Source organism: Flavobacterium pasteuri (assembly GCF_048286615.1).
In the GTDB taxonomy this organism is placed as follows: domain Bacteria; phylum Bacteroidota; class Bacteroidia; order Flavobacteriales; family Flavobacteriaceae; genus Flavobacterium.
This window is the reverse complement of sequence record NZ_JBLVPN010000002.1, coordinates 1-25212: the sequence shown is the minus strand read 5'-3', so window position 1 is coordinate 25212 and position 25212 is coordinate 1. Positions and strand designations below refer to the sequence as shown.

Here is a 25212-nt window from a genome sequence, read left to right as displayed (position 1 = left end):
AGAAATTAAGGTTCATTAAGGTTGAAAACTTAATTTTCTTAATTTCTTAATGATTTAAAAAAATACAACGAAATTTTTGATTTGCTAGGCGGAGAGTTACATTAAGAATTAAAAATGTCAATCTAATTTAGTTTGACATTTTTTTTTAAGACCTTGTGAACTTTGCGAAAAACTTTGCGAACTTTGCGGTTAAACACACAACAATGACTACACAACAACTTATTGACCAAATCAAAATCAAGAAATCATTCCTAGCAGTAGGACTCGATGTTGATTTGAATAAAATTCCACCCCATTTATTAGAACAGGAAGATCCTATTTTCGAATTCAATAAAGCGATAATCGATGCGACCCATGATTTAGCGGTGGCGTATAAACCCAATACTGCCTTTTATGAAGCCTATGGAATAAAAGGGTGGATGTCGTTACAAAAAACAATCAATTACATCAACTCAACCTATCCGGATATTTTCACGATTGCTGATGCAAAACGGGGTGATATTGGAAACACGTCATCGATGTATGCTAAAGCTTTTTTTGAAGATTTGAATTTTGACAGTGTTACTGTTGCTCCTTATATGGGGAAAGATTCGGTAGAGCCTTTTTTAGCTTTCGAAAATAAACATACGATTATGTTGGCTTTGACTTCAAACGAAGGTGCATTCGATTTTCAGACTTTGAGTGTTTCCGACGCTTTGGGAGGAAAAGAATTGTACAAACAGGTGTTAGAAACGTCTAAAACTTGGAAAAACAGCGAAAATCTGATGTATGTTGTTGGCGCTACCAAAGCCGAATATTTCACTGAAATTCGTAAAATTGTTCCTGACAGTTTCTTGCTTGTTCCTGGAGTGGGCGCACAAGGCGGAAGTTTATCTGAAGTTTGTAAATATGGTATGAACGACAATGTAGGATTGCTGATTAATTCCTCCAGAGCGATTATTTATGCTTCAAATGGAACTGATTTTGTTGAAAAAGCAAGAGCCGAAGCGTTGAATATGCAACAGGAAATGGCAGAAATTATGAGTTTAAAGTTTGAAAAGGTTTAAGGTTTAAAGTGAAAAAATTTTAAACTGAGACTTTTTTTTAACCATTAAGAAATTAAGTTTCATTAAGGAATACTTTAAAGCTTAATTTTCTTAATTTCTTAATGGTTAAAAGTTTAAAGTTTAAAGTGGAGTAATTTTTAACTGGGACTTTTTCTTAAACCATTAAGAAATTAAGTTTCATTAGGATATACTTTAAAGCTTAATTTTCTTAACTTCTTAATGGTTAAAAAGCTGCCAATTTATGTTTTAATAATATCAACTTTAAACTTTAAACTTGAAACAAAAAATTCTAATAGATCAAATAGGAACATCTCATTCATTTGAAACTTCGCCTAAGCGCATCATTTCATTGGTTCCTTCCCAAACGGAATTGTTGTATGATCTAGGTTTGGAAGAGCGAATTGTTGGGATTACCAAATTCTGTGTGCATCCGTATCATTTTAAGTCCACAAAGAAAACTGTGGGTGGAACCAAGAAAGTGCATTACGAGAAAATCAGATTGTTACAGCCCGATATTATCATTTGTAACAAAGAGGAAAATACACAGGAAATAGTAGAAGAGCTGCGTAAAATTTGTCCGGTTTGGGTCACGAATATTATCACGATTGAAGACAATTTTCAAATGATAACCGACTTTGGTCAACTCTTTAATTGCAGAACCGAATCGCAGAAATGGAACGACAAATTGGCTTTTGCCTTGAGCGATTTTAAAAATTTCATCAAAGATAAACCAGTTAAAAAAGCAGCGTATTTCATTTGGAAAAACCCTTTTATGGTCGCAGGTTCGGATAATTTTATCAATGAATTACTGAAACTGAACCACTTTCAGAATATTTATGACAACAAAGGGCGTTATCCAGAAATCGAACTCAAAAAAATACGTTTAGAGGGCGATCCGGATTTGGTTTTCCTTTCTTCAGAGCCGTATCCTTTCAAAGAGGAAGACGCATTCGAAATAGGAAGACACACGCATCATGCCAAAACTGTGTTTGTTGATGGCGAAATGTTTTCTTGGTATGGAAGCAGGTTGCTAAAAGCATTTGATTATTTTAAAAAAATGCATCAAAAACTATAATGTGCATTCCTCTAATATTAATTCTTCCTGAATGACGGTCGGATTTATAGGGTTTTTTTCGAGGTCGAAATTAAATTTCGCAAGTATTTGGTATTCTCTTTTAAGCTTTTCTATTTCACTTTTCTCTTTCAATAATCCAATCATCGGTGTAATTTTTTTGCAAATTTAAGGCATACAATTATAAAACTAGCAATATTTTTTGTTAAGATTGGGATTTAAAAATAAAGTTCTATTTTTACAAAAAAAATACGTGATCAATTACACCATTTACGAAAATAAAAACACCGAGCAGTGGGTCACTTTTGTACATGGTGCAGGTGGAAGTTCTTCTATCTGGTTTAAGCAAATTCGGGATTTTAAAAAACAGTATAATGTATTGCTATTGGATTTGCGGGGTCACGGCGAATCTAAACCTACTTTAAAAACGGCTTTCAAACAGAAATATACTTTTTCGGCTTTGGCCAATGATATTCTGGAAGTCTTAGATTTTCTTAAAATAAAAAAATCACATTTCGTTGGTATTTCATTGGGTACTATTCTCATCAGACAATTGGCTGAAATGTATCCGGAACGCGTGCAAAGCATGATTCTGGGTGGTGCAATCCTAAAAATGAATTTCCGTTCTCAAGTATTGATGCGATTGGGAAATATGTTTAAATATGTTTTGCCATATTTAGTTTTATATAAGTTTTTTGCCTTTGTTATTATGCCTAAAAAAAGTCACAAGCAATCTCGTGTTCTTTTTATAAACGAGGCAAAGAAATTATACCAAAAAGAATTTATAAAATGGTTTAAACTCACTGCCGAAATAAACCCAGTGCTGAAATGGTTCCGTCAGGTAGAATTGAATATCCCTACACTCTATGTAATGGGTGAAGAGGATTATATGTTTTTGCCTTCGGTACGTAAAGTAGTGGAGAATCATTATAAATCATCGAAACTTTTCGTAATAGAAAAATGTGGACATGTAGTAAATGTGGAGCAACCTAATGCTTTTAACGATGCGGTTCTGTCATTTATAAATACCGCTAAATAAAAATGCCTGCACTATGAATGCAGGCAATTCTTTAACTAACCAAAACCAAAATAATAAATAACCAGTTTATTACCTTGCAAAGATCACACTTAAGGAAACGTTTTGCTGTTAAGATTTTGTTATTACTTTGTTGTACATAAGTTAAGTTTTTTACACTTTTACTCTTTACAATTAATTCTAGTTTCGGAAGATTTTATTGGTGTATGGTTGACAATATTGAGTGCAGAAACTAATTCGAAAAAGGATTATTTTTATAAAAATACTACCGTTTTATTGTCATAAACCATTGTTTTTCTCTCGGCATGCAATTTTATGGCTCTGGCCAAGACCATGCGTTCCAGATCACGTCCTTTCATGATAAAATCTTCTATGGAATGACTGTGAGATACTCGAGCAATATCCTGCTCGATAATCGGACCTTCATCCAGTCCTTCGGTCACATAATGACTGGTGGCGCCAATGATTTTTACACCGCGCTTAAAAGCCGAATGATACGGTTTTGCGCCAGGAAACGCGGGAAGAAAGGAATGATGAATATTGATAATTTGATTTTTGTATTGCGCAATCAAATTGGGAGTGATAATTTGCATGTATCGTGCCAAAACAATAAAATCAATATTGTATTCTTTCAGTAAATCCAACTGCTTTTGTTCACCCTCGGCTTTTATATCTTTCGTAAACGGAACATAATGAAAAGGTATAGAAAAACGTTCCGCTACGCACTTTAAATCTTCATGGTTGCTGATGATCAAAGGAATCTCTAAAGGCAATTCACCGGCGCTGTAGCGTCCTAAAATGTCATACAAACAATGGTCGTATTTAGAAACAAACAAAGCCATTTTTGGTTTTTCGTCTTGAGTGTAGATTTCCCATGACATATGGAATGGAGAGGCCAAATTAGCTTGAAAATCAGTTTTAATAGCTTCAATATTCCAATTTTTGGCACTGAATTCACATTCTAAACGCATGAAAAACACATTTTCATCGGCATCGACATGTTGGTCTAAATAAATAATATTTCCATCAATGGATGAAATATAGTTTGTAACGGAGGCAATAATTGCTTTTTGATCTTCGCAATGGATTAGGATAGTAATTTTCTGCATTAGCGTTCTGTTTTCAGCTTTGTTCTTAGTAATGAATAGTATTTTTCAAAACTAAACGTATTTGTTTTTATAAAAAAGTTGGATTGGGCTGTTTAATGTTTAAAAAAAAACAGCCCAATTTCAATCTATTTGTTATCCTGCATCGCAAAAACTTTCTGTAATAAAACAGAAGTTCTGGCACTTAGATTGGTTCTGATGTTTTTCTCTTCAACGGCAACCATTTTGAAAACACCATTCAGCGCTTGATTCGTAACGTAATCCGTCAAATCAGGATTTACTTTATTTACAAGAGGAATGCTGTTGTATTTTGTAATAATGTTGGCCCAAACTTTATCGGCACCTACTTTAGTAAATGAATTTTTAATCACAGGATTGAATTTTCCGTATAAAGCCGTCGAAGTACTGTTTTGTAAATAAGTAGTCGCTGAACTTTCATTACCCATCAATATCGTTTTGGCATCCATAAATGTCATGTTTCTTACGGCATCAACAAATATTGGCGTCGCTTCCTTTACCGCGTCTTCGGCAGCACGATTTAATACTTTTAATCCTTCATCAGCCAAAGAACTCAATCCAATTCTTCTCAAACCCGCGTCTACTTTTCTCAATTCTTCCGGCAATAAAATTTTTACGGCTTCATTTCTGTAAAAACCATCGGTGGCAGTCAATTTTGTCACCTGTTTTGAAATCCCATTATTCAGTGCTTCCTTCAATCCTCCGGCAATATCAACGCCCCCAATTCCTTGCGTTTGTGGAAATTGATTCATCACCTGTTGCATTTCGGCACAACTGGAAAGCGAAATTGCTACTGTTAAAACTAAAATTTTCTTCATCATAATTATAGTATAAGTTTACTTCATCTGTTTGCCATTTGGCATTTGTAAAAATACTACTTATTCAAAAACAAAGCCAACTATTCTTTAGGAGCACAAAGTTTAGTAGTATTAATCACGATTTGTACCGCTTTCCGCTGTATTCCCGCTAAATAAAAACTACGGCTAAAAAAAAGCCTTGTTTTTCTAAATCGGGAAATGCCGCCCGAGGCTTCGGGACAATCGGGGCTAAATAACAAAATTCTTCCTTATTTATTAACAACGAGGAGCAATATCAAATAATTTTTAAAATAAAATTGTAAATTGCAGGCTTAAATTATCATATTCATAAAATGGAACAACAAAAACCATATATCCCTAACAATAAAGTAAGAATTGTAACCGCTGCAGCTCTTTTTGACGGTCACGATGCGGCAATCAATATCATGCGTAGGATTATTCAGTCTACAGGTGTTGAGGTGATTCATTTAGGTCACGACCGCAGTGTGGAAGAAGTGGTCAACACCGCGATTCAAGAAGATGCCAATGCCATTGCGATAACTTCTTATCAAGGAGGACACAACGAATATTTTAAATACATGTTTGACTTGCTTCAGGAAAAAGGAGCGGGCCAAATCAAGATATTTGGTGGTGGTGGCGGTGTAATTCTGCCTTCTGAAATTGCTGAATTGCAAGCGTACGGAATCACCAGAATTTACGCTCCAGATGACGGACGTGCGATGGGATTGCAGGGAATGATAAACGATTTGGTACAAAAATCGGATTACGCTATTGGCGATAAACTGACGGACGAAATCAATCATTTGGAAGAAAAAAATCCAAAAGCAATTGCCAGAATCATCTCATCAGCAGAAAATTTTCCTGATGTAGCGGCAAAAACTTTGGAAGCCATCCAAAAAAAGAATGAAAACAGTACGATTCCGGTTCTTGGAATTACAGGAACAGGCGGAGCAGGAAAATCATCTTTGGTGGATGAATTAGTACGTCGTTTTCTAATTGATTTCCCAGAAAAAACAATCGGATTAATATCAGTAGATCCATCCAAACGTAAAACGGGCGGTGCACTTTTAGGAGATAGAATCCGAATGAATGCCATCAATAATCCTCGTGTTTACATGCGTTCATTGGCTACACGTCAATCCAATTTGGCTTTATCTAAATATGTTGCCGATGCAATCCAAGTAATTAAAGCGGCAAATTATGATATCATCATCTTGGAGACTTCTGGAATCGGGCAATCCGATACAGAGATTATGGATCATTCTGATGTTTCTTTATATGTAATGACACCGGAATTTGGTGCTGCAACCCAATTGGAAAAAATCGACATGCTTGATTTTGCTGATTTGGTAGCAATAAACAAATTCGACAAACGCGGTTCTCTTGATGCGTTAAGAGACGTGAAAAAACAATACCAACGCAACCATAATTTATGGGATGCTAATTTAGATACACTTCCTGTTTTCGGGACAATTGCTTCGCAGTTCAACGATCCTGGAATGAATACGCTTTATAAAGCGATTATGGATAAAGTCCATGAAAAAACAAATTCTGATTTGAAATCAACGTTTCAAATCACGCGTGAAATGAGCGAGAAGATTTTCGTTATTCCGCCACACAGAACGCGTTATTTATCAGAAATTGCCGAAAGCAATCGTAAATATGATGTTACGGCTGTAAGCCAAGAACAAGTTGCCCAGAAATTATATGGAATTTTCAAAACCATTGAAACGGTTTCTGGAAAATTTCCTTTAATAAATAAAGCAGGAATAGACGATCATTCGGTTTTGCCAACGGCTATAGAATCGGAGAAATCGGGTGCAGCTGAGGACAAAATATTTTTGAATCTTTTACTGAATCAATTTGATAAAGTAAAAATGGATTTGGATCCCTACAATTGGGAAATCATTTTGACTTGGGACGAAAAAGTAAACAAGTACAAAAATCCAGTGTATACGTTTAAAGTTCGTGACAGGGAAATAAAAATGGCTACGCATACAGAGTCGCTTTCGCATTCTCAAATCCCGAAAATTGCATTACCAAAGTACAAAGCTTGGGGTGATATTTTACGATGGTGTTTGCAGGAAAATGTTCCTGGAGAATTTCCTTTCACCGCAGGTTTGTATCCTTTCAAGCGTGAAGGAGAAGATCCTTCTCGAATGTTTGCTGGAGAAGGCGGACCGGAAAGAACCAACAAGCGTTTTCATTATGTGAGCGCGGGATTGCCTGCAAAACGATTATCGACTGCTTTTGACAGCGTAACTTTATACGGAAACGATCCACATGTACGTCCAGATATCTATGGAAAAATAGGTAATGCTGGAGTTTCTATTTGTTGTTTGGATGATGCTAAAAAACTATATTCTGGTTTTGATTTAGTTCATGCGATGACTTCGGTGAGTATGACTATTAATGGTCCTGCACCCATGCTATTAGGCTTTTTCATGAATGCGGCGATTGACCAACAATGTGAGTTTTACATCAAAGAAAATGGTCTTGAAAAAGAAGTTGAAGCAAAAATCAACAAAATATACGCAGCTAAAGGAGTCGAAAGACCACATTATCAAGGGGATTTACCCGAAGGAAATAACGGTTTAGGGTTGATGCTTTTGGGCGTTACGGGAGATGAGGTTTTACCTTTGGAGGTGTATGACGACATAAAAGCAAGAACGTTATCTCAAGTTCGTGGAACCGTTCAGGCAGATATTCTTAAAGAAGACCAAGCACAAAATACGTGTATTTTCTCTACTGAATTTGCCCTTCGATTGATGGGTGACGTACAGGAATATTTCATTACTAAGAACGTAAGAAATTTTTATTCGGTTTCTATCTCAGGATATCACATTGCCGAAGCAGGAGCAAATCCAATTACACAATTGGCATTTACACTTTCTAATGGTTTCACTTATGTGGAATATTATTTGAGTCGTGGGATGAACATCAATGATTTTGGACCAAATTTATCGTTCTTTTTCTCGAATGGAGTAGATCCGGAATATGCCGTTATTGGTCGTGTAGCGCGTAAAATTTGGGCGAAAGCCATGAAAAACAAATACGGCGCTAACGAACGTGCGCAAATGTTGAAATACCATATTCAGACATCAGGTCGTTCTTTGCACGCACAGGAAATTGATTTCAATGATATTCGTACGACTTTGCAAGCTTTGTATGCTATTTATGACAACTGTAATTCCTTACATACTAATGCGTATGACGAAGCAATCACAACGCCTACGGAAGAGTCAGTGCGTCGTGCAATGGCAATTCAGTTGATTATCAATAAAGAGTTAGGTCTGGCCAAAAATGAAAACCCAATTCAAGGTGCTTTCATCATCGAAGAATTGACAGATTTAGTAGAAGCAGCAGTTTTACAGGAATTCGACCGAATTACCGAACGTGGCGGAGTGCTTGGTGCTATGGAAACGATGTACCAAAGAAGTAAAATTCAGGAAGAAAGTTTGTATTATGAAACATTGAAACATACAGGTGAATTCCCTATTATTGGTGTAAATACGTTTTTGAGTTCTAAAGGTTCGCCAACGGTGATTCCAGCTGAAGTAATTCGCGCTACCGAGGAAGAAAAACAATACCAAATTGATATGTTGAACCATTTGCACCAGTCCAATCAGGATTTAGTAAAGGAGCACTTGAATACGCTTCAGGAAGCCGCCATTAAAAACGAAAACTTATTTGAACATTTGATGGAAGCAACGAAGGTTTGTTCTTTGGGACAAATTACATCAGCTTTATTTGAAGTAGGCGGACAATACAGACGTAATATGTAAGCAGAGAACCACTTTTTGCATTGCAAAAAGTGTGTGAATCGTTTATCCCGCTTTCGGGCGGGATCTCAGGAATCTGTATTATATTGTATTGCAAAAAGTGTGTGAATCGCTTATCTCGCTTTTAATTTGGATTAATTTATAAATATTTTAAAAGACCTTTCAGCGATGAAGGGTCTTTTTTTGTGTAGTATTAATTGCGGCTTCATTTTATTTATTCTAAAGTATTATATTTACTTTTCAATCACCAAAAAACTATCAGATGAAAAAAATTCAAATTGTATTCTTATTTTTTCTTTTCGGACATATTGCAGATTCTTATGCTGCAAAAGCCGATACGTTGCAAATTCCCAGTATAGCAATGAATAAAACATATAAAGCAGCGGTAGTTTTACCAAGTTCTTATGCTAAAAGTAAAGCTAATTATCCAGTGCTTTACCTATTGCATGGCGCTTATGGCCATTTTAATGATTGGTTGTCTAAAACTCCGGATAAGAATTTATTACACAATTTAGCGGATCAGTATAATATCATAATTGTAATGCCGGAAGGGGAAACTTTCAGTTTTTATCTTGATAGTCCTGTTAATAAAGGAAGTCAATTTGAAACCTATATCACAAAAGAAGTAATTCAGAAAGTAGATAATACTTATCGAACCATAAATGAAAGGAGAGGACGTGTAATTACAGGACTTTCTATGGGAGGTCACGGAGCATTGTATCTTTCTACAAGACATCCAGAACTTTTTTGTGCCGCAGGGAGTATGAGTGGAGCAGTAGATATGGGAAGCATGATAAATCCGGAATCTAAGGAACGAGTTACGAAGTTAATGGAACCTGTTTTTGGAATCGAAGGTGCTCCTCAGGAAGTATATGCTGCTAATGCGGTTTTGAATATGGTTGATAAAATAAAAAATAACAAACTGGAGTTGATTATAGATTGCGGAGTTGATGATTTTTTGATAGAATCTAACAGGGAATTACACCGAAGACTCGTTTATAATAAAGTTTCTCATGATTATACGGAACGTCCAGGAGCTCACACTTGGGAATATTGGGAAAATGCATTGCCTTCACATGTTTTATTTTTTAGTAAGATCTTAAAAAATAATACTCTAGTGGTGAAATAGATATTTTAGTATTTAAAAATTTTAAAAAGCCTTTCATATCACAGTATTGGAAGGCCTTTTTATTACGATTCATTTACAAAAAAGAGCAACAGCGATTGATTAATCTTTAATTTTTTTCAATTTTAAATAACCTATATGTAATGGGTTTTGCTCTAATTCTATTTTGGACTTTGTGATCTTTAACGAATATAAAGCTTTGAAATGCGCTGGCAGCATATCTACAACTTTGTAAATATTATCTACATCAATTCCGTATTGATCGTCAATATGCGAAGGTGCTTCTTTGAAACCACAATGTTTGTAAAAGGTCGTTTTTTTTGATTTTTTTAATGCTAATGCTAAACTACCAGCAACTGTTATCATTTTATAATGGTATTCTTCAAATTCATTTTGTTTGTAACCTCCTAAATTGATGAAAAATAATTGTTCAGGGGAAACTTGTGCTTCAGTATTTTTTGGAACAATTTCAATAACGAAGTCATCAACAACAGAAACTTCTCGCCAAACATCAATATGAATTTGACCTTTGGCTTCTGGCCAAAAAAGATTGATATGTGGAATCAATTCTTTTAAGGAATTACCAATTCCAAAAAAAATATCATGCTGTTCTGTAAACCGTCCTTCTGGTACACAGCCTAGCATTATCATATATAACTTAAGTTTCTTTTCCATAATTCAAAATTACATTATTCTTTATAATAAAGTTTGGCACAATTCATGAATAGAGTCTTTTATCTAAATTATAAAAACGAAATCGAATGAAAAAAATTACCTTATTTTTAGTTTTCATCGGGATGATGGCACTACAAAGTTGTGAAGTAACAGAAGTGTATGATGATGCGCCAAGAAATGAAGTGTTTGAAGTTACGACTTCATTCAATTCCAATAATAATTACAGTAGATTGGTCGTATTTGACCCGCCAATTTATTCGTCAGATTCGGTTTTAGTCTATCATTTATACGAAACCGTAAATGGTCAGGATGTGTGGAAGTTAATGCCTCAAACGTATTTTTTTAATGATGGAGGAGCATTAGATTTTAATTTTGATTATTCTAGATCTAATGTGAATATCTATCTTTCGGCAAATTTTAATCTTAACACATTGCCTGCAAGTTGGACTCAAAACCAAACTTTTAGAATTGTTGTAATACCAGATGGTTTTGCAAAAACAATTAATAAAAATAATATTGACTCTGTAATGTCTGCATTGAAAGTTGATGGAAGCGGCGTTAAGAAAATCAATTTTTAAATATAAATACAAGCAATAAAAAAAGGAAATCGTGAGATTTCCTTTTTTTATTGCTTGTATTTTTTAGTTTTAAACTATTTCTTTACTACTCTTTCTAACAGATGCAACAATACCTGCGATAAGGGAAACGGCTATAAAAGCAAGTGATACCCATTCAGGCAATTTAAGGTAATCATGAAGCAACATTTTAACACCTACAAACGTCAATATGGCGATAAGACTGTACTCTAAATGAGCAAATTTGTCTAGCATGTGAGCCAGAAAGAAATACATAGAACGCAATCCTAAAATAGCAAAGATATTAGAACTAAAAACTAAAAAAGGATCGCTTGTTATGGCTAAAATTGCAGGAACACTATCAATTGCAAAAACGACATCCATAACTTCAATCACGATTAGCGATACAAATAGAGGAGTCGCAGCCGTAATATGTCTCCTTTTTACAAAGAAATGCTCACCATCGATGTGATTCGAAATTGGTACAACTTTTTTCAGCGCTTTATAAATGAATGATTTTTTTGGTTCAAATTTTTCATCCTCTCCACTAAATAGCATTTTCATGGCGGTGTAAATTAGAAAACCTCCAAAAATATAGGTCATCCATGAAAATTTGTTAATCAGTAGAACGCCAAAATAGATCATAAGTCCTCTAAAGACAATAGCGCCAAGAATTCCCCAAAATAGCACCCGATGTTGGTATTTTTGTGGAATTTTAAAGGCTGAAAAAATAATAGCGATTACAAAAATGTTATCAATACTAAGAGATAATTCTATCAAATAACCCGTGATGAATTTTATTGATGCGGCAGCAGGTTGTAAAGAATCTGGATTGGCAATATAATTCGTTGTGTAAAGCCAATAGATTACTCCAGAGAACATAAAAGATAATGTAACCCATATCCCAGTCCATTTACCCGCCTCTTTTGAACTTATTATATGTGGTGTTTTATTGAAAACTCCTAGATCGAGTGCTAGAAAAATTAAAACAGCTGTTAAAAAAGAAATCCAGACAATCATAAGTCAAATATTTAAAGTTGCACAAAGATACTTTTTGATTCTTACTTTGAAAAATATTTTTGATAGGATAAGTGCAAAGTGTATTACAAAAAAAAGTGCCATCGTAGTTATGGCACTTTTATTATTTATTAAAGATATAAATTATAGAACAGAATTTACTGTTTTGATAATTCTAGCTGCAATTTTGTATGGATCTCCGTTTGAAGCGGGTCTTCTGTCTTCTAGCCATCCTTTCCATCCTTTTTGAACGGTCATTAATGGAATACGGATTGAACATCCTCTGTCAGAAACTCCGTAAGAGAAATCATGTATAGATGCAGTTTCATGTTTACCAGTTAAACGTAGGTCATTGTAAGCACCATAAACAGCAATGTGTTCTGCGGTTACAGGACGGAAAGCTTCACATATTTTCTCGTAAGTTTCTTGAGAACCACATGTTCTTAGGACTTCATTAGAGAAATTAGCGTGCATTCCTGAACCATTCCAGTCAGTATCTCCTAATGGTTTTGGGTGATATTCAATGTAGTAACCATATTTCTCAGTCAAACGGTCTAATAAATATCTAGCAATCCATATTTCATCACCTGCTTTTTTTGCTCCTTGAGCAAACAATTGGAATTCCCATTGTCCACAAGCAACTTCTTGGTTGATTCCTTCAAAGTTGATTCCTGCAGCAATACATAAATCTGCATGCTCTTCAACAAGTCCTCTTCCGTGTGTGTTTTTTCCACCTACTGAACAATAATACATTCCTTGTGGTGCTGGATATCCACCAATAGGGAAGCCTAATGGTAATAAAGTTTTTGTATCCATGATGAAATATTCTTGCTCAAATCCAAACCAGAAATCACCATCGTCATCTATAGTTGCTCTACCATTTGAAGGATGTGCAGTTCCATCAGCATTCATAACTTCAGTCATTACTAAGTATCCGTTGATACGTGTTGGATCTGGGTATATTGCAACTGGAACTAATAAACAGTCAGAAGAACCACCTTCGGCTTGTCTTGTTGAAGAACCATCAAATGACCAGTTTCCAATTTCAGCTAAAGTTCCTTGAAAATTTTCATGTTCTTCAACTTTAGTTTTACTTCTAAGATTTTGAGTTGGTTCATAACCATCTAACCAAATGTATTCTAATTTTATTTTAGCCATAATATAAAAAAAAGTGTTAAGAAATCATTTTAATTGAGGTTTTAGCAATAAGTAGCCCCTCTATCGTGATGCAAAAATATGTTTTTTCTTCAAAAAAAAAAAGAGACTCCTTTTTTTTAAGCTGTTATTTGCTTAAAATGAATTGTTTTTTTATTTTAAACCCTGTCAAAAATGCTGTTTGTTGTATTGAATTTTATAAATAATCAAAATTAGCTTAAAAAATAGGGGGTGTCGTAAAAAAATGATTTATTTTTGTATAATTCGTAATTCTGCTAATTTTTGATTTTTTAACAAATAGAGGCGAGTTTTTAAAAATTATAACAGATAAAGTACGTTTTCAAAGTACACGCTTTTTGGATGGTACTAATTTCAATTTTTGAGTTGTTAAATTAGAATCAAATCAAGATTTTAGAATTTTGATTTTCTTATTGAAAAAAAAGTAAATAAAAGTGTTTTTTGTAGAAAAACAAACATTTCAACTCAGGGTGTAGACCACAAAATTTCAAATAAATTTTGTATTTTTGTAATATAAGGAGTTTAAAAAAAAGGATAGAAAAGAGTGGGATTAATCAAAAAAATATATATAATTTTTTTGTATTTCATCAAACCTTTAACGAAGAAAGCCAATAATTACTTGATTAATTAATATACTAAACAGAGAAAAATGTCAACAATTCGTTTCCGAGCTTTGAGAGAAGCATCAAACAGAAAGCCTGTACAATTTGAAGAAACCGATAGAAAATCAACTATTTTTGGTTCGAATGTCTTTAATGATAAGGCAATGAAGCAATTTTTGACTTCTGATGCTTTTAAAGGAGTACGCGATGCAGTACAGCATGGAACTAAAATAGATAGAAAATTAGCTGATTATATTGCAATGGGTATGAAAGAATGGGCTCTGTCAAAAGGAGTAACTCATTATACACATTGGTTTCAGCCACTTACAGGAACAACTGCCGAAAAACATGACGCTTTCTTTGAAACTTCATATGATGGTAGCGATCCAGTAGAAAAATTTGGTGGTGCTCAATTAGTACAACAAGAACCAGATGCATCTAGTTTCCCAAATGGTGGAATTAGAAACACATTTGAAGCAAGAGGTTATACTGCTTGGGATCCAACATCTCCAGCATTCATTTTTGGTACCACTTTATGTATTCCAACTGTTTTTATTTCGTACACCGGTGAAGCTCTAGATTATAAGACACCTTTGTTACGTGCTCTTATGGTCATGGATGATGCAGCAACCGAAGTGTGTAAATATTTTGATAAAAATGTAAAAAAAGTTACCGCAACTTTAGGTTGGGAACAAGAATATTTCTTAGTAGACAGAGCGTTAGCAAATTCTCGTCCTGACCTTATTATGACAGGAAGAACACTATTAGGACATACTTCTGCAAAAGGGCAACAATTAGATGACCATTATTTTGGGTCTATTCCAACACGTGCATTGACTTACATGAGAGATTTAGAGCAAGAATGTATGTTGCTAGGCATTCCTGTAAAAACACGTCATAATGAAGTAGCACCAAATCAATTTGAATTGGCTCCTATTTTTGAAGAAACAAACTTGGCTGTGGATCACAACTGTTTGTTGATGGATGTAATGCAAAAAGTGGCTGAACGTCACGAATTGAAAGTGTTATTCCATGAAAAACCTTTTAAGGGAGTGAATGGTTCAGGGAAACACAATAACTGGTCATTAGCTACAGATACGGGTGTAAATTTGTTGAGTCCGAGTAGAACACCGATGAGTAATTTACAGTTTTTGACTTTCTTTATCAATACTATTAAAGCAGTAAATGATAATGAATCATTATTAAGAGCAGCTATAGCCTCTGCAAGTAATGATCATAGATTAGGTGCAAATGAAGCGCCACCAGCAATCATCTCCGTATTCATTGGTGGTCAATTGACTAAAGTTTTAGCAGAATTAGAAGGTGTAACTACTGGTAAATTATCTCCTGAGGAGAAAACTGATTTAAAACTAAATGTAGTAGGGAAAATTCCAGATGTTCTGTTAGATAATACAGACAGAAATAGAACGTCACCATTTGCCTTTACAGGAAATAAATTTGAGTTTAGAGCGGTTGGTTCTACAGCAAACTGTTCTAATGCTATGACTACCTTGAACGCAATTGTTGCAAAACAATTAAGAGACTTTAAAGTTGAGGTTGATGCATTAATTGATTCTAAAGACATGAAGAAAGATGATGCAATCTTTAATGTTTTAAGAGAGTACATCAAACAATCTAAAAAAATCCTTTTTGAAGGTGATGGATATAGCGAAGAATGGGAAGCAGAAGCAGCAAAAAGAGGCTTAAGTAATTTTAAAACTACTCCGGAAGCATTAAAAGCAAGAATTTCGAAGCAGTCATTAGATTTATTTTCGGAATTAAATATCATGAATCATGTTGAAGTTGAAGCGCGATACGAAATTGAATTAGAAGAATACACTAAAAAAATCCAAATTGAAGGAAGAGTTTTAGGGGATATTTCTAAAAATCACGTTATTCCTACGGCAATTCGTTACCAAAATACTTTGATTGCTAATGTTAAAGGTTTAAAAGATATTTTTGGAGAAGATTTTGAAACAATAGCTAAGGAGCAAATTGTTTTGATAAAAGAAATTTCAGGTCATATTGAAGGCATTAACTCAAAAGTAGAGGAGATGACAAACGAAAGAAAGATTGCAAACAATTTGACTGATGCGCAGGAAATGGCAGAAGCATATTGTAATAAAGTAAAACCATACTTTGAAATTATTAGAAATCATTGTGATAAATTAGAGTTATTAGTAGATAATGAAATTTGGACTTTAACTAAATATAGAGAACTGTTGTTTACTAAATAAAATATTTTTTTTTTAATTTCACCCGATCCGCTTTTATAGAGAATCGGGTGTTTTTTTTAGATAATTTTTTTTTGATTGAACCGAATTTAAACACTATGTTTCTATATAGTTTTAACGTTAATTTATTTTAATAGGTTTGACCTGAACCGCATAGGCAAAACCCAAAAAAAATAATTATCTTTGCCGCACAACTACCTGCCATAAAGCAGGCTTCACAACATACTACATGAGTTCAGATACTTCAAAAAGATATGCGCTTCGCGGTGTTTCGGCATCCAAAGAAGATGTTCATAATGCCATAAAAAACATTGATAAAGGATTATTTCCACAAGCTTTCTGCAAAATTGTCCCTGATTATTTAACTCAAGACGAAGAATATTGCCTTATCATGCATGCGGATGGAGCAGGAACTAAATCCTCTTTGGCATACATGTATTGGAAAGAAACTGGAGATATTTCTGTTTGGAAAGGTATTGCTCAAGATGCTTTAATCATGAATATTGACGATTTATTGTGCGTGGGTGCAACAGATAATATTTTGCTTTCATCTACTATAGGAAGAAATAAAAACCTAATCCCAGCCGAAGTTATTTCAGCTATTATCAATGGAACCGAAGAGTTGATTAAAGAATTGGACTCTTTTGGGGTAACCATTCATTCAACAGGTGGAGAAACAGCAGATGTGGGAGATATTGTTCGAACTATTATTGTAGATTCGACGGTAACAGCCCGCATGAAACGAAGTAAAGTAATTGACAATGCCAATATTCAAGCCGGCGATGTAATAGTAGGATTGTCTTCTTTTGGTCAGGCTACTTACGAGAAAAGCTATAATGGCGGAATGGGAAGCAACGGATTAACATCAGCGCGACATGACGTTTTCGGGAAGTATTTGGCAAACAAATATCCAGAAAGTTTTGATGCTGCAGTTCCAGAGGAATTAATCTATTCTGGACAAGTACAATTGACGGATGCAGTTGAAAATTCACCAATAGACGCTGGACAATTAGTGCTTTCGCCAACGAGAACCTATGCGCCAATCATCAAGAAAATTTTAGATAAATATTCGTCTGATGAAATTCACGGTATGGTGCATTGCAGTGGAGGAGCACAAACTAAAATTTTGCATTTTGTAGAAAATCTACACATTATAAAAGACAATTTATTTCCAGTTCCACCATTGTTCCAGTTAATTCAAGAGCAATCTAAAACGGATTGGAAAGAAATGTACCAAGTATTCAATTGCGGTCACCGTATGGAAATTTACGTTCCGGAAGCTGTTGCTCAAGACATTATTGCGATTTCAAAATCATTCAATGTTGATGCGCAAATCGTAGGTAGAGTAGAAGCTGCTACTTCGAAAAAACTGACTATTACTAGCGAATACGGTACTTTTGAATATTAAAAAGTAAAATAAAATACTATGTACGAATTACTTTTTTGGAAATATCAGGACGGAATTTATCTGAACCATCACTTGGTTTATGAAGCTATTGTTGAGCAAGAAATTGTCGAAGGACTCGAGGAATTGCCTGTTCAAGTTATCTTAAATCGAATCGCTTCAGTATTTTCCAAATGGGAAAAAGTAGACGAGAAAAGTTGGAAAAATAACAATGGTGTAGGTGCTTTTCATATCAGGACGACGCCTCAAAGTATAAAAATTGATTGTTATGGTACTGAAGGAAAAACAATGGACTCTTTAGTGAATATAATGGATGAATTCAAATGCCCGCTATATGATCCGCAAGTTCCGGAGCGTCATGACGAAATGAATGAATAAAATTTTTAGGAGCTTATCCAGCACTCCGTTACAATACTCCATTAAAAAAAATATTTTTCTAAATCCTGAAAGGAGCTTCCGTTGGTCGCTCTTTCAGGACAAGAAAAATTATCTTTTTTGCAGTCGGTATTTTCACTTCGATCTGGGCTAAAACAATCAGTGATGTAAAACCCAAATTCGTTTAAAATCAACTTATTTTACTGCTGGTTTATTCAGAAGAATTGGTTCCCCAAAACCAATTTGCTCTAGCTTATTCAATTGCGTTTCAGCATCACCAACCACTAAATAGATCATTTTATCAGCATTCAAATACTTTTCTGAAAGCTTTTTTATAGCGTCAATAGTGCTCTTTTTTACAATGTTTTCTTGCTGTTTCGCATAATCATCAGCGTAATTGTAATTGCTGATATCATACAGCATTTCCAGTTTAGCAGACAGAGTTTCAAAAGCTCTCGCATTACTTTTTATTAAATATCCTTTCGTCACTTCAAGATCATTCTCGTTGAAGTTTTTTCCATATTGCGAAAGAATTTCTTTGATTAAGCTAACGGATTCATAAGTTACATTCGAACGCACACCACTTGCAATAGTAAATGGACCTTTGTTTACAGAACCATTGAAGGAGGAATTGATTCCGTACGTATATCCTTTTCCTTCGCGTAATTCTTGCGTCAATTGTGAAGCAAAACTACCACCGCCCAAACGATAATTCATGATTTGAACAGGATAAAAATCAGCATCAGTAGCAGCAAGAGCAGGATATCCAATTCGGATTACAGATTGTTTGGCACCTGGAACATCATAAAAATAAATTTTTGAGGATGCTGCCGTATTTATAGCTGCTATTTTAGGAACCGTAACTTTTTTAGCTTCCCAGTTTTTATTTAAAGCCGCTAATGAATTTGTCACATCTGCTTTTGAAATAGCACCCACAATTTGAAAATTAGCAACAGATGGGGCCATGTTTTTGTTGTAATAATTTTTCAAATCGGCAATCGTAATGTTATTCACTGAATTTTCAGTACCGATGCGGTTGTTTGCTAAAATAGATTCTTTTCCATAAATTAATTTTTTGAATTCATTTCTGGCAATACTATTTGGATCTGCTTTCTGTTGTGTGATTTGGCTTAACGTACTTTGTTTAATCAAATCAAATTCGGCATTATCCCAGCGTGGTTGCAAAATTATTTCTTGAACTAATGTCACAGTTGCAGCGTAATTTTTGGCTAAGGTATTTCCTGAAATAAATATAGATTCATCACTTGCATACGCTCTAATGGTTGCTCCCAGACTTTCAATCGCATTTTCAAGTTGCTCTGGAGTTTTGTTTTTAGTTCCTTTTGTCATCAGTTCCGCCAGCATAGTCGAAACACCTACTTTATCGGTATTTTCAAGCAACATTCCGCCTTTAATTTGCAATTGAAATTGAACAAGCGGTACTTCGTGGTTTTCAATTCCTAATACGTTTAAACCGGATGATAACTTATTTTTCCAGACTAATGGTAATATTACATCTGGGCTTTCACCATAAGCGGGCTCTATGCTTCGGTCAAATTTTGAAGGTGTTTTTTCATACGTAGCAGCAATACTTGCATCAAATGAATCTTCTTTTCCTTCGATAATTTTTTCTTCCACAACTGCGGCTAATGATGAACCTTCTAAGATTAAATTAGCTTCACCTTTTGGGACAAAACTAGTGGCAACAAAATGCTTTCCTTTGATGTATTTTTGATACACGCGCATCACATCTTCGGTAGTCACGGCTAGAATATTTTTCACGTCTTGATTGATATAATCCGGAGTTCCTGCAAAAATTTCATATTGTGCCAGTTGAAATCCTTTTCCTAATACACTCGATAAATTTGTGTAAAAAGCAGTTTCTTGTCCTGCTTTAATTCTATTTAAATCCTGTTGTGAAATTCCTTCAGCTTCAAAGTTTTTAAAAGCTACGTTTACGCCATTCATTACTTCATTCAAATTTGTTTTTTTAAAAGCAGTAACACTTAACATATACTGACCTGCTATTTCTGAATTGTATTGGAAAACATCAACGGCATCCGTTAATTTTTTGTCTTCAACAAGGGTTTTGTACAAAGGTGCTTTTTTACCTTTTGAAAGATAACTGGCCAGGACTTCTAGAGCATAACTATCAGGATGGTATTCATAAACAGAAGGCCAAGTCAGTGTGAGTTGCGGTAACTTGGCAAAATTATCCTCGTAATATAATTTTTTAGTTTCCGTCAATGTTACAGACTGTTTTTCCATTTTGGGAATGGCTTCCCCACGGTTGATATCTCCAAAATATTTTTCGACCCAAGCTTTGGTTTGTTTCACATCAAAATCTCCGGCAATTGTCAATGTAACATTGTTTGGCACATACCAGCGGTTATAGAAGCTTTTTACATCTTCCAGTGTAGCATTCTGTAAATCTTCTAAGGAACCAATCACATCCCAGCTGTACGGATGCGTAGCCGGATATAGATTCTTTGAGATTACTGAAAAATTATGACCATAGGGTCTGTTATCATAACTCTGTCTTTTTTCATTTTTAACGACCTGTTTTTCCTTAGCTAAAACCGGTTCTGTAACCGTGTTGATGAAATAACCTAATTTATCGGCTTCGGCCCAAATCATTTTTTCTAATGCATCTTTAGGTACGGTCTGAAAATAATTAGTGCGGTCTCTGCTCGTAGAACCATTGGCACCAGCCCCGCCAATACGAGCACTCATTTTATCAAGCCCTCCTTTTCCTAAATTTTCCGATTCCAAGAAAAGTAAATGCTCAAACAGATGTGCAAATCCGGTACGACCTGCTTTTTCTCTGGCAGAACCTACATGACTCGTCAAAGCAACCGCAACTACAGGATCAGACCGGTCAATATGTAAAATAACTTGCAATCCATTTTCTAGTGTGAATTTTTCAAATTCTACTTTGAATTCTTTTGATTTTTGATTTTGGGAGTTAGAGGAAAATGTACAAAAAAGTAGTAAACAGAACGCTAATAACTGGATTGGTTTCATTTTTTAAATTTAGGTTCAACGATATTTTAATAGCAAACGAAGTTTTTGCTTTAGACACTAAAAGTAAGAAAAAATAAAATAGTAAAACAGTAGAAAGCACCTAATTGAATTTAGGTTTGTGGCTATTCTCCAGTCAATAAGGTATTTGGTGGGTTTTAATCTCGGCGTAAAATATTTTTCTGTACTAATCTAATATGGGTTATATTTGGTCATCTGTAGTTTACAACTCTAAAATAAATACCAAAATGGATTTAAACTTTTCACATACGCTGGTTCTTGAGGATGAAACAGTTTTATTGCGGGCATTACAAGAATCAGATTTCGAAAATCTATTGGAAATTTCCATTAATGAACCGGAGACTTGGGAATATTCTTTGGTGCGAGCCAATGGTAGAGAAAATTTGGAAAAATACATTCAGATTGCGCTAAATGCCAGAGCGATAAAAACCGAGTTTCCCTTTGTAGTTTTCGATAAAAAATCTGGAAAATATGCTGGAAGTACTCGTTTTTATGATATTAATCTTCAGTTTAAAACGTTGCAATTGGGCTACACTTGGTATGGAAAATCATTTCGAGGAACAGGTCTGAACAAGCATTGTAAATATTTACTTTTAGAATATGCATTTGAAACGCTGGGAATGGAGCGGGTTGAATTTCGAGCTGATAATAATAACGAACGAAGTATTGCGGCCATGAAAAGCATCGGTTGTAAAGTAGAAGGTATATTGCGCAATCACATGCCAACTTTAGGAAGTGACGCTCGGAGGGACAGTATTATTTTAAGTATTTTAAAAAATGAATGGTTTGATGGCGTTAAAGAGAATCTAAAAAGGAAATTATAGTGCATAAATATTGATACTGGTATTCCGCTTCATGCTTAAATCATTGTATCAGTATTGCCTTTTCGAAATCCTATTAGTTGTCTGTATTTAGATTCTGATTCTTTCAAATCTTCTTCCATTTGTTTGTATTTACTAATGTCTTTTATTGTTATATCAGTCGCTACTACATTATTGCTTTGATCAACTAACGTCAGTTTGTCTAAAATCCTCCAAGCGAACTTTATTTGATTAATCAGTTAGTAAATACGTGTGATCTAAACTAGAATTTAAACTCTTTTTGAAAAAAACATGTTTCACTTTACCAAAAGAAAATCAGGTTTAAAAAGCTCTAAATAGCGTTCTTAGATTAATAAGATACAAAGCCAATACTTTTAGATATTGTTTTAGTAGTTTCTGGTGAATCAAGTTAAAATCCGGTGCAGATTATTGACCGAGAAGATTAAACCAACATCAGCTGAAGCGTGTTTGATTGCTTTCTTAGTCATTTTTGGAAGTCCTAAATCGGTGGTGGAATATCTAGGACGATATACCCACAAAATAGCCATCAGCAACAACAGAATTAAAAGTATTGATGCTCAAAATGTGACTTTTGATTACAAAGATTACCGAGTAGCAGGTGTCAAATAGAAAATGACACTGACGCATCAGGAATTTATTAGGAGATTTTCGTTGCATATTTTGCCCAAACGTTTTGTAAAAATACGACATTATGGTTTTTTGAGCAGTAACTGGAAACGGCAAAAGCTAAAGCTTTTACAGGAAAAACTCAAGGTAAAAGTTTTGGAAAAAGCAGAGAAAAAGCCTCTTTTGCCTAAATGTCCGTGTTGCAAAACAGGTAATCTGCATCGGATAGCAGTTTTTGACCAGCGTGGTTCGCCTGCTTGGTATCTTGGCGGTAGCCAAAACTCCTTTCCCTGTAAAAGCTAAATTATGGGTAAGGCCACGTGTGCCTAATCCCGAAACTATGGCAAAGGAAAACACGTAAAAACCATCTTGATATTACCGCAAAAAAAAAGAGGCTCACTTGCCTCTTGAAATTCTCTCTCTAAACTTTACGATAACTACATAAGTGTTGACGGTATGTAATCGGTTCCGTTCAACATAGGTTTCATTGTTCGTGCTGCGCACGCAACGAAACTCTAGCTGTTGTGCGATGGTTACTGTTTTATTTCGGGTAATTTAAATTCTGTATTATAAATTATACTTACTAAATTTTCTACAAAAATATTAGTGGGGATTCTTTCGCCATTTGTAGAATAAGAAATTGATATTTTATCTTTTTGGCTGTAAATTAGTCTCGTATGTGAACCAAGTACATCGCCTCCGTGCCCGAAAAATTGATTTTCTCCATATTCAAATAATGCCAATCCTCGACCCCAATCTTCCTTACTTATAGTTGGTTTCATCAAATCTAAAGTCTCTTTTTTTAAAATTTTGTACTGAAACAAACTTGTAATTATAGTATTTAAATCTTTAGTTGTGCTTGCAATATCTCCAACTCCAATAACGTTTAAATATTCAATATCTTTAATTTCATTCCAATTTTCTTTAAATGTATAAGATTTAAAAACATTAGTTGGATTTGATTTTACAGAAGCAAAATTTTTAAGATTAAGTGGTTTTACAATTTTTTTATATACGATTTTATGAAATTTTTTTTTATATTTTTTTTCAAGAATCATTCGTAACAATATATAAGCTGAATTTGAATAAACAACTTTTTCATTTGGTTCAAAGCTTACACCTTGTTTCTTTATTTCTTCAAAAATTTCCTTTTCACTTACTTTGTCCATAACCCAAATAGCACCATTTTTTATTGCAAAATTACCTAATCCGCTCGTGTGTTCTAACAAATTTTTAATTGTTATTTTTTTTGAATTCGGTATTTCTGGATAAAATTCAGATAATTTAGCATCTAATTTTAGTTTGCTGTTTTCAACTAATTCTAATATTAGAATTGCTGTAATCATTTTAGTTACGGACGCAATTTGGTATTTTGTGTCCTTATTATAAGTTACATTTATTAATTTTTCCTGTCCGAAACTTCTATTGTAAACTTCTTGTCCGTCTTTGTAAATGGACACACTACCAATTCCACCATTATTATCTTCGATGTAATTTAGATAATCATCTATTTTTTCTTTAACTATTTCTTGGGAAAATATATTTCCTGAAATAAGTAATATAAAGTATATTAATTTTAATTTCATTTCTACGTTTTTTTTATAATCTCGCCCAACGTCAGTCTGAGAAAAAACCTCCGTTTTATTACAAACAAATATAACAAAATACTTATGTAAAAAGAAGATTATTCTTATTTTTAAGAATGCAACACATCACAGGTATTTCCCGTCAACAAATGCGTTTTTCAAGTTTAGAAGACACTATAAGTCCCGATAATCAAGTACGTTTTATTGATGCCTTTGTCGAGTCTATAGACCTCTCTAAGCTCGATTTTGCTATAAAAACGCTCAAGACCGAAGGTCGCCCGAGTTTCAATAGTAAAGTGTTTCTAAAAATCTATTTATACGGTTATCTCAACGGAATCAGGAGTGGTCGTGATCTAGAAAAGGAATGTTTCAGAAACATCGAAATGCAATGGCTTTTAGAAGACATTCGTCCCAATTACCACAGCATCACAAATTTTAGAAAAGACAATCCTATTGCCTTGAAAAAGCTATTCAAACTATTTGTTTCCTTCTTGAAAGCTGCTGATTTGATAGGCGGCGAAACTATTGCTATCGATGGTACCAAAAGTCGCGCGCACAATAGTAAGAAAGCTAATTTCAACCAAAAGAAAATCGACAAACACTTAGCTTATATTGAAGCTAAGACCCAAGAATACTTGGATACCTTGGAAGAAAATGATGGCAAAGATAATTCGGTAATAGTCCAAAATATCCAACAAAAGTTAGACCGATTGAAAGGGAACAAATTGCGTTATGAGCAACTGGAAGAAAAACTAAAAGCAAGTGGTGAGCTTCAAATAAGTACTACTGACAGTGATGCCAGAGCCTTGCTGGTTCAGGGACAAGTGGTTGAGATTTCGTTCAATATTCAGGCTGCAGTCGATGCCAAACACAATCTTGTGGTAGCCACGCACACCATCAACAAGAACGATCGCAGCGCCTTGTCAGCTATTGCCATAGAAGCCAAAGAGAATCTAGGAATCGAAACCTATACCGCACTGGTAGACAAAGGTTATCACAATGGTAAACAAATAGAAATCTGTAAACAAGCGAGCATCACTACCATTGTAGCACAACCCGAACAAGGAAAAAGTAAC

Annotated in this window: 18 protein-coding genes and 1 pseudogene; 12 read left to right on the top strand and 7 right to left on the bottom strand. The window is 34.5% G+C overall.

The window, feature by feature from the left end; translation table 11 throughout:
• The first annotated feature begins 203 nt into the window (after positions 1 to 203).
• From pyrF to ACNQF6_RS02765, 3 genes are all read left to right on the top strand, one after another.
• Positions 204 to 1046, top strand: coding sequence for an orotidine-5'-phosphate decarboxylase (pyrF, locus tag ACNQF6_RS02775; RefSeq protein WP_417963030.1), 843 nt, complete (start codon positions 204 to 206; stop codon positions 1044 to 1046).
• A 274-nt stretch (positions 1047 to 1320) separates the two neighbouring features.
• Complete coding sequence (locus tag ACNQF6_RS02770; RefSeq protein ID WP_417963029.1) at positions 1321 to 2121, top strand: ABC transporter substrate-binding protein; 801 nt, start codon at positions 1321 to 1323, stop codon at positions 2119 to 2121.
• 250 nt (positions 2122 to 2371) lie between these two features.
• Positions 2372 to 3157: an alpha/beta fold hydrolase gene (locus ACNQF6_RS02765; protein ID WP_417963027.1), complete on the top strand. Its 786-nt coding sequence runs from the start codon at positions 2372 to 2374 to the stop codon at positions 3155 to 3157.
• Between the two features lie 251 nt (positions 3158 to 3408).
• Here ACNQF6_RS02765 and purU read toward each other — a convergent pair whose 3' ends face one another.
• Together purU and ACNQF6_RS02755 are read right to left on the bottom strand one after the other, a co-directional pair.
• Positions 3409 to 4263, bottom strand: coding sequence for a formyltetrahydrofolate deformylase (gene purU / locus ACNQF6_RS02760; protein ID WP_417963025.1), 855 nt, complete (start codon positions 4261 to 4263; stop codon positions 3409 to 3411).
• 125 nt (positions 4264 to 4388) lie between these two features.
• Entirely contained in the window at positions 4389 to 5096 is a 708-nt protein-coding gene (locus tag ACNQF6_RS02755) for a DUF4197 domain-containing protein (protein ID WP_417963791.1), read from the bottom strand.
• Positions 5097 to 5428: 332 nt separating this feature from the next.
• Between ACNQF6_RS02755 and ACNQF6_RS02750 the strand changes: the two genes are divergently transcribed.
• Entirely contained in the window at positions 5429 to 8881 is a 3453-nt protein-coding gene (locus tag ACNQF6_RS02750) for a methylmalonyl-CoA mutase family protein (RefSeq protein ID WP_417963023.1), read from the top strand.
• 259 nt (positions 8882 to 9140) lie between these two features.
• Positions 9141 to 10007: an alpha/beta hydrolase gene (locus ACNQF6_RS02745; RefSeq protein ID WP_417963021.1), complete on the top strand. Its 867-nt coding sequence runs from the start codon at positions 9141 to 9143 to the stop codon at positions 10005 to 10007.
• Between the two features lie 99 nt (positions 10008 to 10106).
• On the opposite strand, the gene ACNQF6_RS02740 is transcribed toward ACNQF6_RS02745, so the two are convergent.
• Positions 10107 to 10679, bottom strand: a complete 573-nt coding sequence (locus ACNQF6_RS02740) for a DUF1543 domain-containing protein (protein WP_417963019.1) — start codon at positions 10677 to 10679, stop codon at positions 10107 to 10109.
• An 86-nt stretch (positions 10680 to 10765) separates the two neighbouring features.
• On the opposite strand from ACNQF6_RS02740, the gene ACNQF6_RS02735 reads away from it, so the two are divergent.
• The gene (locus tag ACNQF6_RS02735; RefSeq protein WP_417963017.1) at positions 10766 to 11257 is read left to right on the top strand and encodes a hypothetical protein; all 492 of its coding nucleotides are present in this window, start codon (positions 10766 to 10768) and stop codon (positions 11255 to 11257) included.
• A gap of 69 nt (positions 11258 to 11326) precedes the next feature.
• Here the strand turns inward: ACNQF6_RS02735 and ACNQF6_RS02730 are convergent, their stop codons facing one another.
• Together ACNQF6_RS02730 and ACNQF6_RS02725 are read right to left on the bottom strand one after the other, a co-directional pair.
• On the bottom strand, positions 11327 to 12274 hold the full coding sequence (locus ACNQF6_RS02730) for a TerC family protein (RefSeq protein WP_417963015.1): 948 nt from the start codon (positions 12272 to 12274) through the stop codon (positions 11327 to 11329).
• Positions 12275 to 12415: 141 nt separating this feature from the next.
• Positions 12416 to 13429: a glutamine synthetase beta-grasp domain-containing protein gene (locus tag ACNQF6_RS02725; protein WP_417963013.1), complete on the bottom strand. Its 1014-nt coding sequence runs from the start codon at positions 13427 to 13429 to the stop codon at positions 12416 to 12418.
• 664 nt (positions 13430 to 14093) lie between these two features.
• On the opposite strand from ACNQF6_RS02725, the gene ACNQF6_RS02720 reads away from it, so the two are divergent.
• From ACNQF6_RS02720 to ACNQF6_RS02710, 3 genes are all read left to right on the top strand, one after another.
• Complete coding sequence (locus ACNQF6_RS02720; RefSeq protein ID WP_417963011.1) at positions 14094 to 16283, top strand: glutamine synthetase III family protein; 2190 nt, start codon at positions 14094 to 14096, stop codon at positions 16281 to 16283.
• A 226-nt stretch (positions 16284 to 16509) separates the two neighbouring features.
• Positions 16510 to 17688 (top strand): AIR synthase related protein, encoded by a 1179-nt coding sequence (locus ACNQF6_RS02715; protein WP_417963009.1) that lies wholly within the window; start codon positions 16510 to 16512, stop codon positions 17686 to 17688.
• Between the two features lie 18 nt (positions 17689 to 17706).
• Positions 17707 to 18063: a hypothetical protein gene (locus ACNQF6_RS02710; RefSeq protein WP_417963007.1), complete on the top strand. Its 357-nt coding sequence runs from the start codon at positions 17707 to 17709 to the stop codon at positions 18061 to 18063.
• A 192-nt stretch (positions 18064 to 18255) separates the two neighbouring features.
• Here the strand turns inward: ACNQF6_RS02710 and ACNQF6_RS02705 are convergent, their stop codons facing one another.
• Positions 18256 to 21084, bottom strand: coding sequence for a M16 family metallopeptidase (locus ACNQF6_RS02705; protein WP_417963005.1), 2829 nt, complete (start codon positions 21082 to 21084; stop codon positions 18256 to 18258).
• A gap of 245 nt (positions 21085 to 21329) precedes the next feature.
• Between ACNQF6_RS02705 and ACNQF6_RS02700 the strand changes: the two genes are divergently transcribed.
• The gene (locus ACNQF6_RS02700; RefSeq protein WP_417963001.1) at positions 21330 to 21926 is read left to right on the top strand and encodes a GNAT family N-acetyltransferase; all 597 of its coding nucleotides are present in this window, start codon (positions 21330 to 21332) and stop codon (positions 21924 to 21926) included.
• Between the two features lie 486 nt (positions 21927 to 22412).
• Positions 22413 to 22853, top strand: a pseudogene (locus tag ACNQF6_RS02695) (IS91 family transposase); the annotation flags it as partial.
• A gap of 230 nt (positions 22854 to 23083) precedes the next feature.
• Here ACNQF6_RS02695 and ACNQF6_RS02690 read toward each other — a convergent pair.
• A complete protein-coding gene (locus ACNQF6_RS02690; RefSeq protein WP_417962999.1) occupies positions 23084 to 24136 on the bottom strand; it encodes a serine hydrolase domain-containing protein in 1053 nt (350 codons plus the stop codon).
• A 116-nt stretch (positions 24137 to 24252) separates the two neighbouring features.
• Here ACNQF6_RS02690 and ACNQF6_RS02685 point away from each other — a divergent pair.
• Positions 24253 to 25212: transposase (locus ACNQF6_RS02685; RefSeq protein WP_417962997.1), on the top strand; the 960-nt coding region annotated here is incomplete at its 3' end.

What these genes read in the sequence shown, in the direction of transcription:
- ACNQF6_RS02715 (WP_417963009.1), top strand. Translation starts at nt 16,510, where the DNA reads ATGAGTTCAGATACTTCAAAAAGATATGCGCTTCGCGGTGTTTCGGCA.
- ACNQF6_RS02690 (WP_417962999.1), bottom strand. Translation starts at nt 24,136, where the DNA reads ATGAAATTAAAATTAATATACTTTATATTACTTATTTCAGGAAATATA.
- ACNQF6_RS02730 (WP_417963015.1), bottom strand. Translation starts at nt 12,274, where the DNA reads ATGATTGTCTGGATTTCTTTTTTAACAGCTGTTTTAATTTTTCTAGCA.
- ACNQF6_RS02735 (WP_417963017.1), top strand. Translation starts at nt 10,766, where the DNA reads ATGAAAAAAATTACCTTATTTTTAGTTTTCATCGGGATGATGGCACTA.
- ACNQF6_RS02705 (WP_417963005.1), bottom strand. Translation starts at nt 21,084, where the DNA reads ATGAAACCAATCCAGTTATTAGCGTTCTGTTTACTACTTTTTTGTACA.
- ACNQF6_RS02700 (WP_417963001.1), top strand. Translation starts at nt 21,330, where the DNA reads ATGGATTTAAACTTTTCACATACGCTGGTTCTTGAGGATGAAACAGTT.
- ACNQF6_RS02750 (WP_417963023.1), top strand. Translation starts at nt 5,429, where the DNA reads ATGGAACAACAAAAACCATATATCCCTAACAATAAAGTAAGAATTGTA.
- ACNQF6_RS02725 (WP_417963013.1), bottom strand. Translation starts at nt 13,429, where the DNA reads ATGGCTAAAATAAAATTAGAATACATTTGGTTAGATGGTTATGAACCA.
- ACNQF6_RS02745 (WP_417963021.1), top strand. Translation starts at nt 9,141, where the DNA reads ATGAAAAAAATTCAAATTGTATTCTTATTTTTTCTTTTCGGACATATT.
- ACNQF6_RS02740 (WP_417963019.1), bottom strand. Translation starts at nt 10,679, where the DNA reads ATGGAAAAGAAACTTAAGTTATATATGATAATGCTAGGCTGTGTACCA.
- ACNQF6_RS02720 (WP_417963011.1), top strand. Translation starts at nt 14,094, where the DNA reads ATGTCAACAATTCGTTTCCGAGCTTTGAGAGAAGCATCAAACAGAAAG.
- ACNQF6_RS02710 (WP_417963007.1), top strand. Translation starts at nt 17,707, where the DNA reads ATGTACGAATTACTTTTTTGGAAATATCAGGACGGAATTTATCTGAAC.
- pyrF (WP_417963030.1), top strand. Translation starts at nt 204, where the DNA reads ATGACTACACAACAACTTATTGACCAAATCAAAATCAAGAAATCATTC.
- purU (WP_417963025.1), bottom strand. Translation starts at nt 4,263, where the DNA reads ATGCAGAAAATTACTATCCTAATCCATTGCGAAGATCAAAAAGCAATT.
- ACNQF6_RS02755 (WP_417963791.1), bottom strand. Translation starts at nt 5,096, where the DNA reads ATGAAGAAAATTTTAGTTTTAACAGTAGCAATTTCGCTTTCCAGTTGT.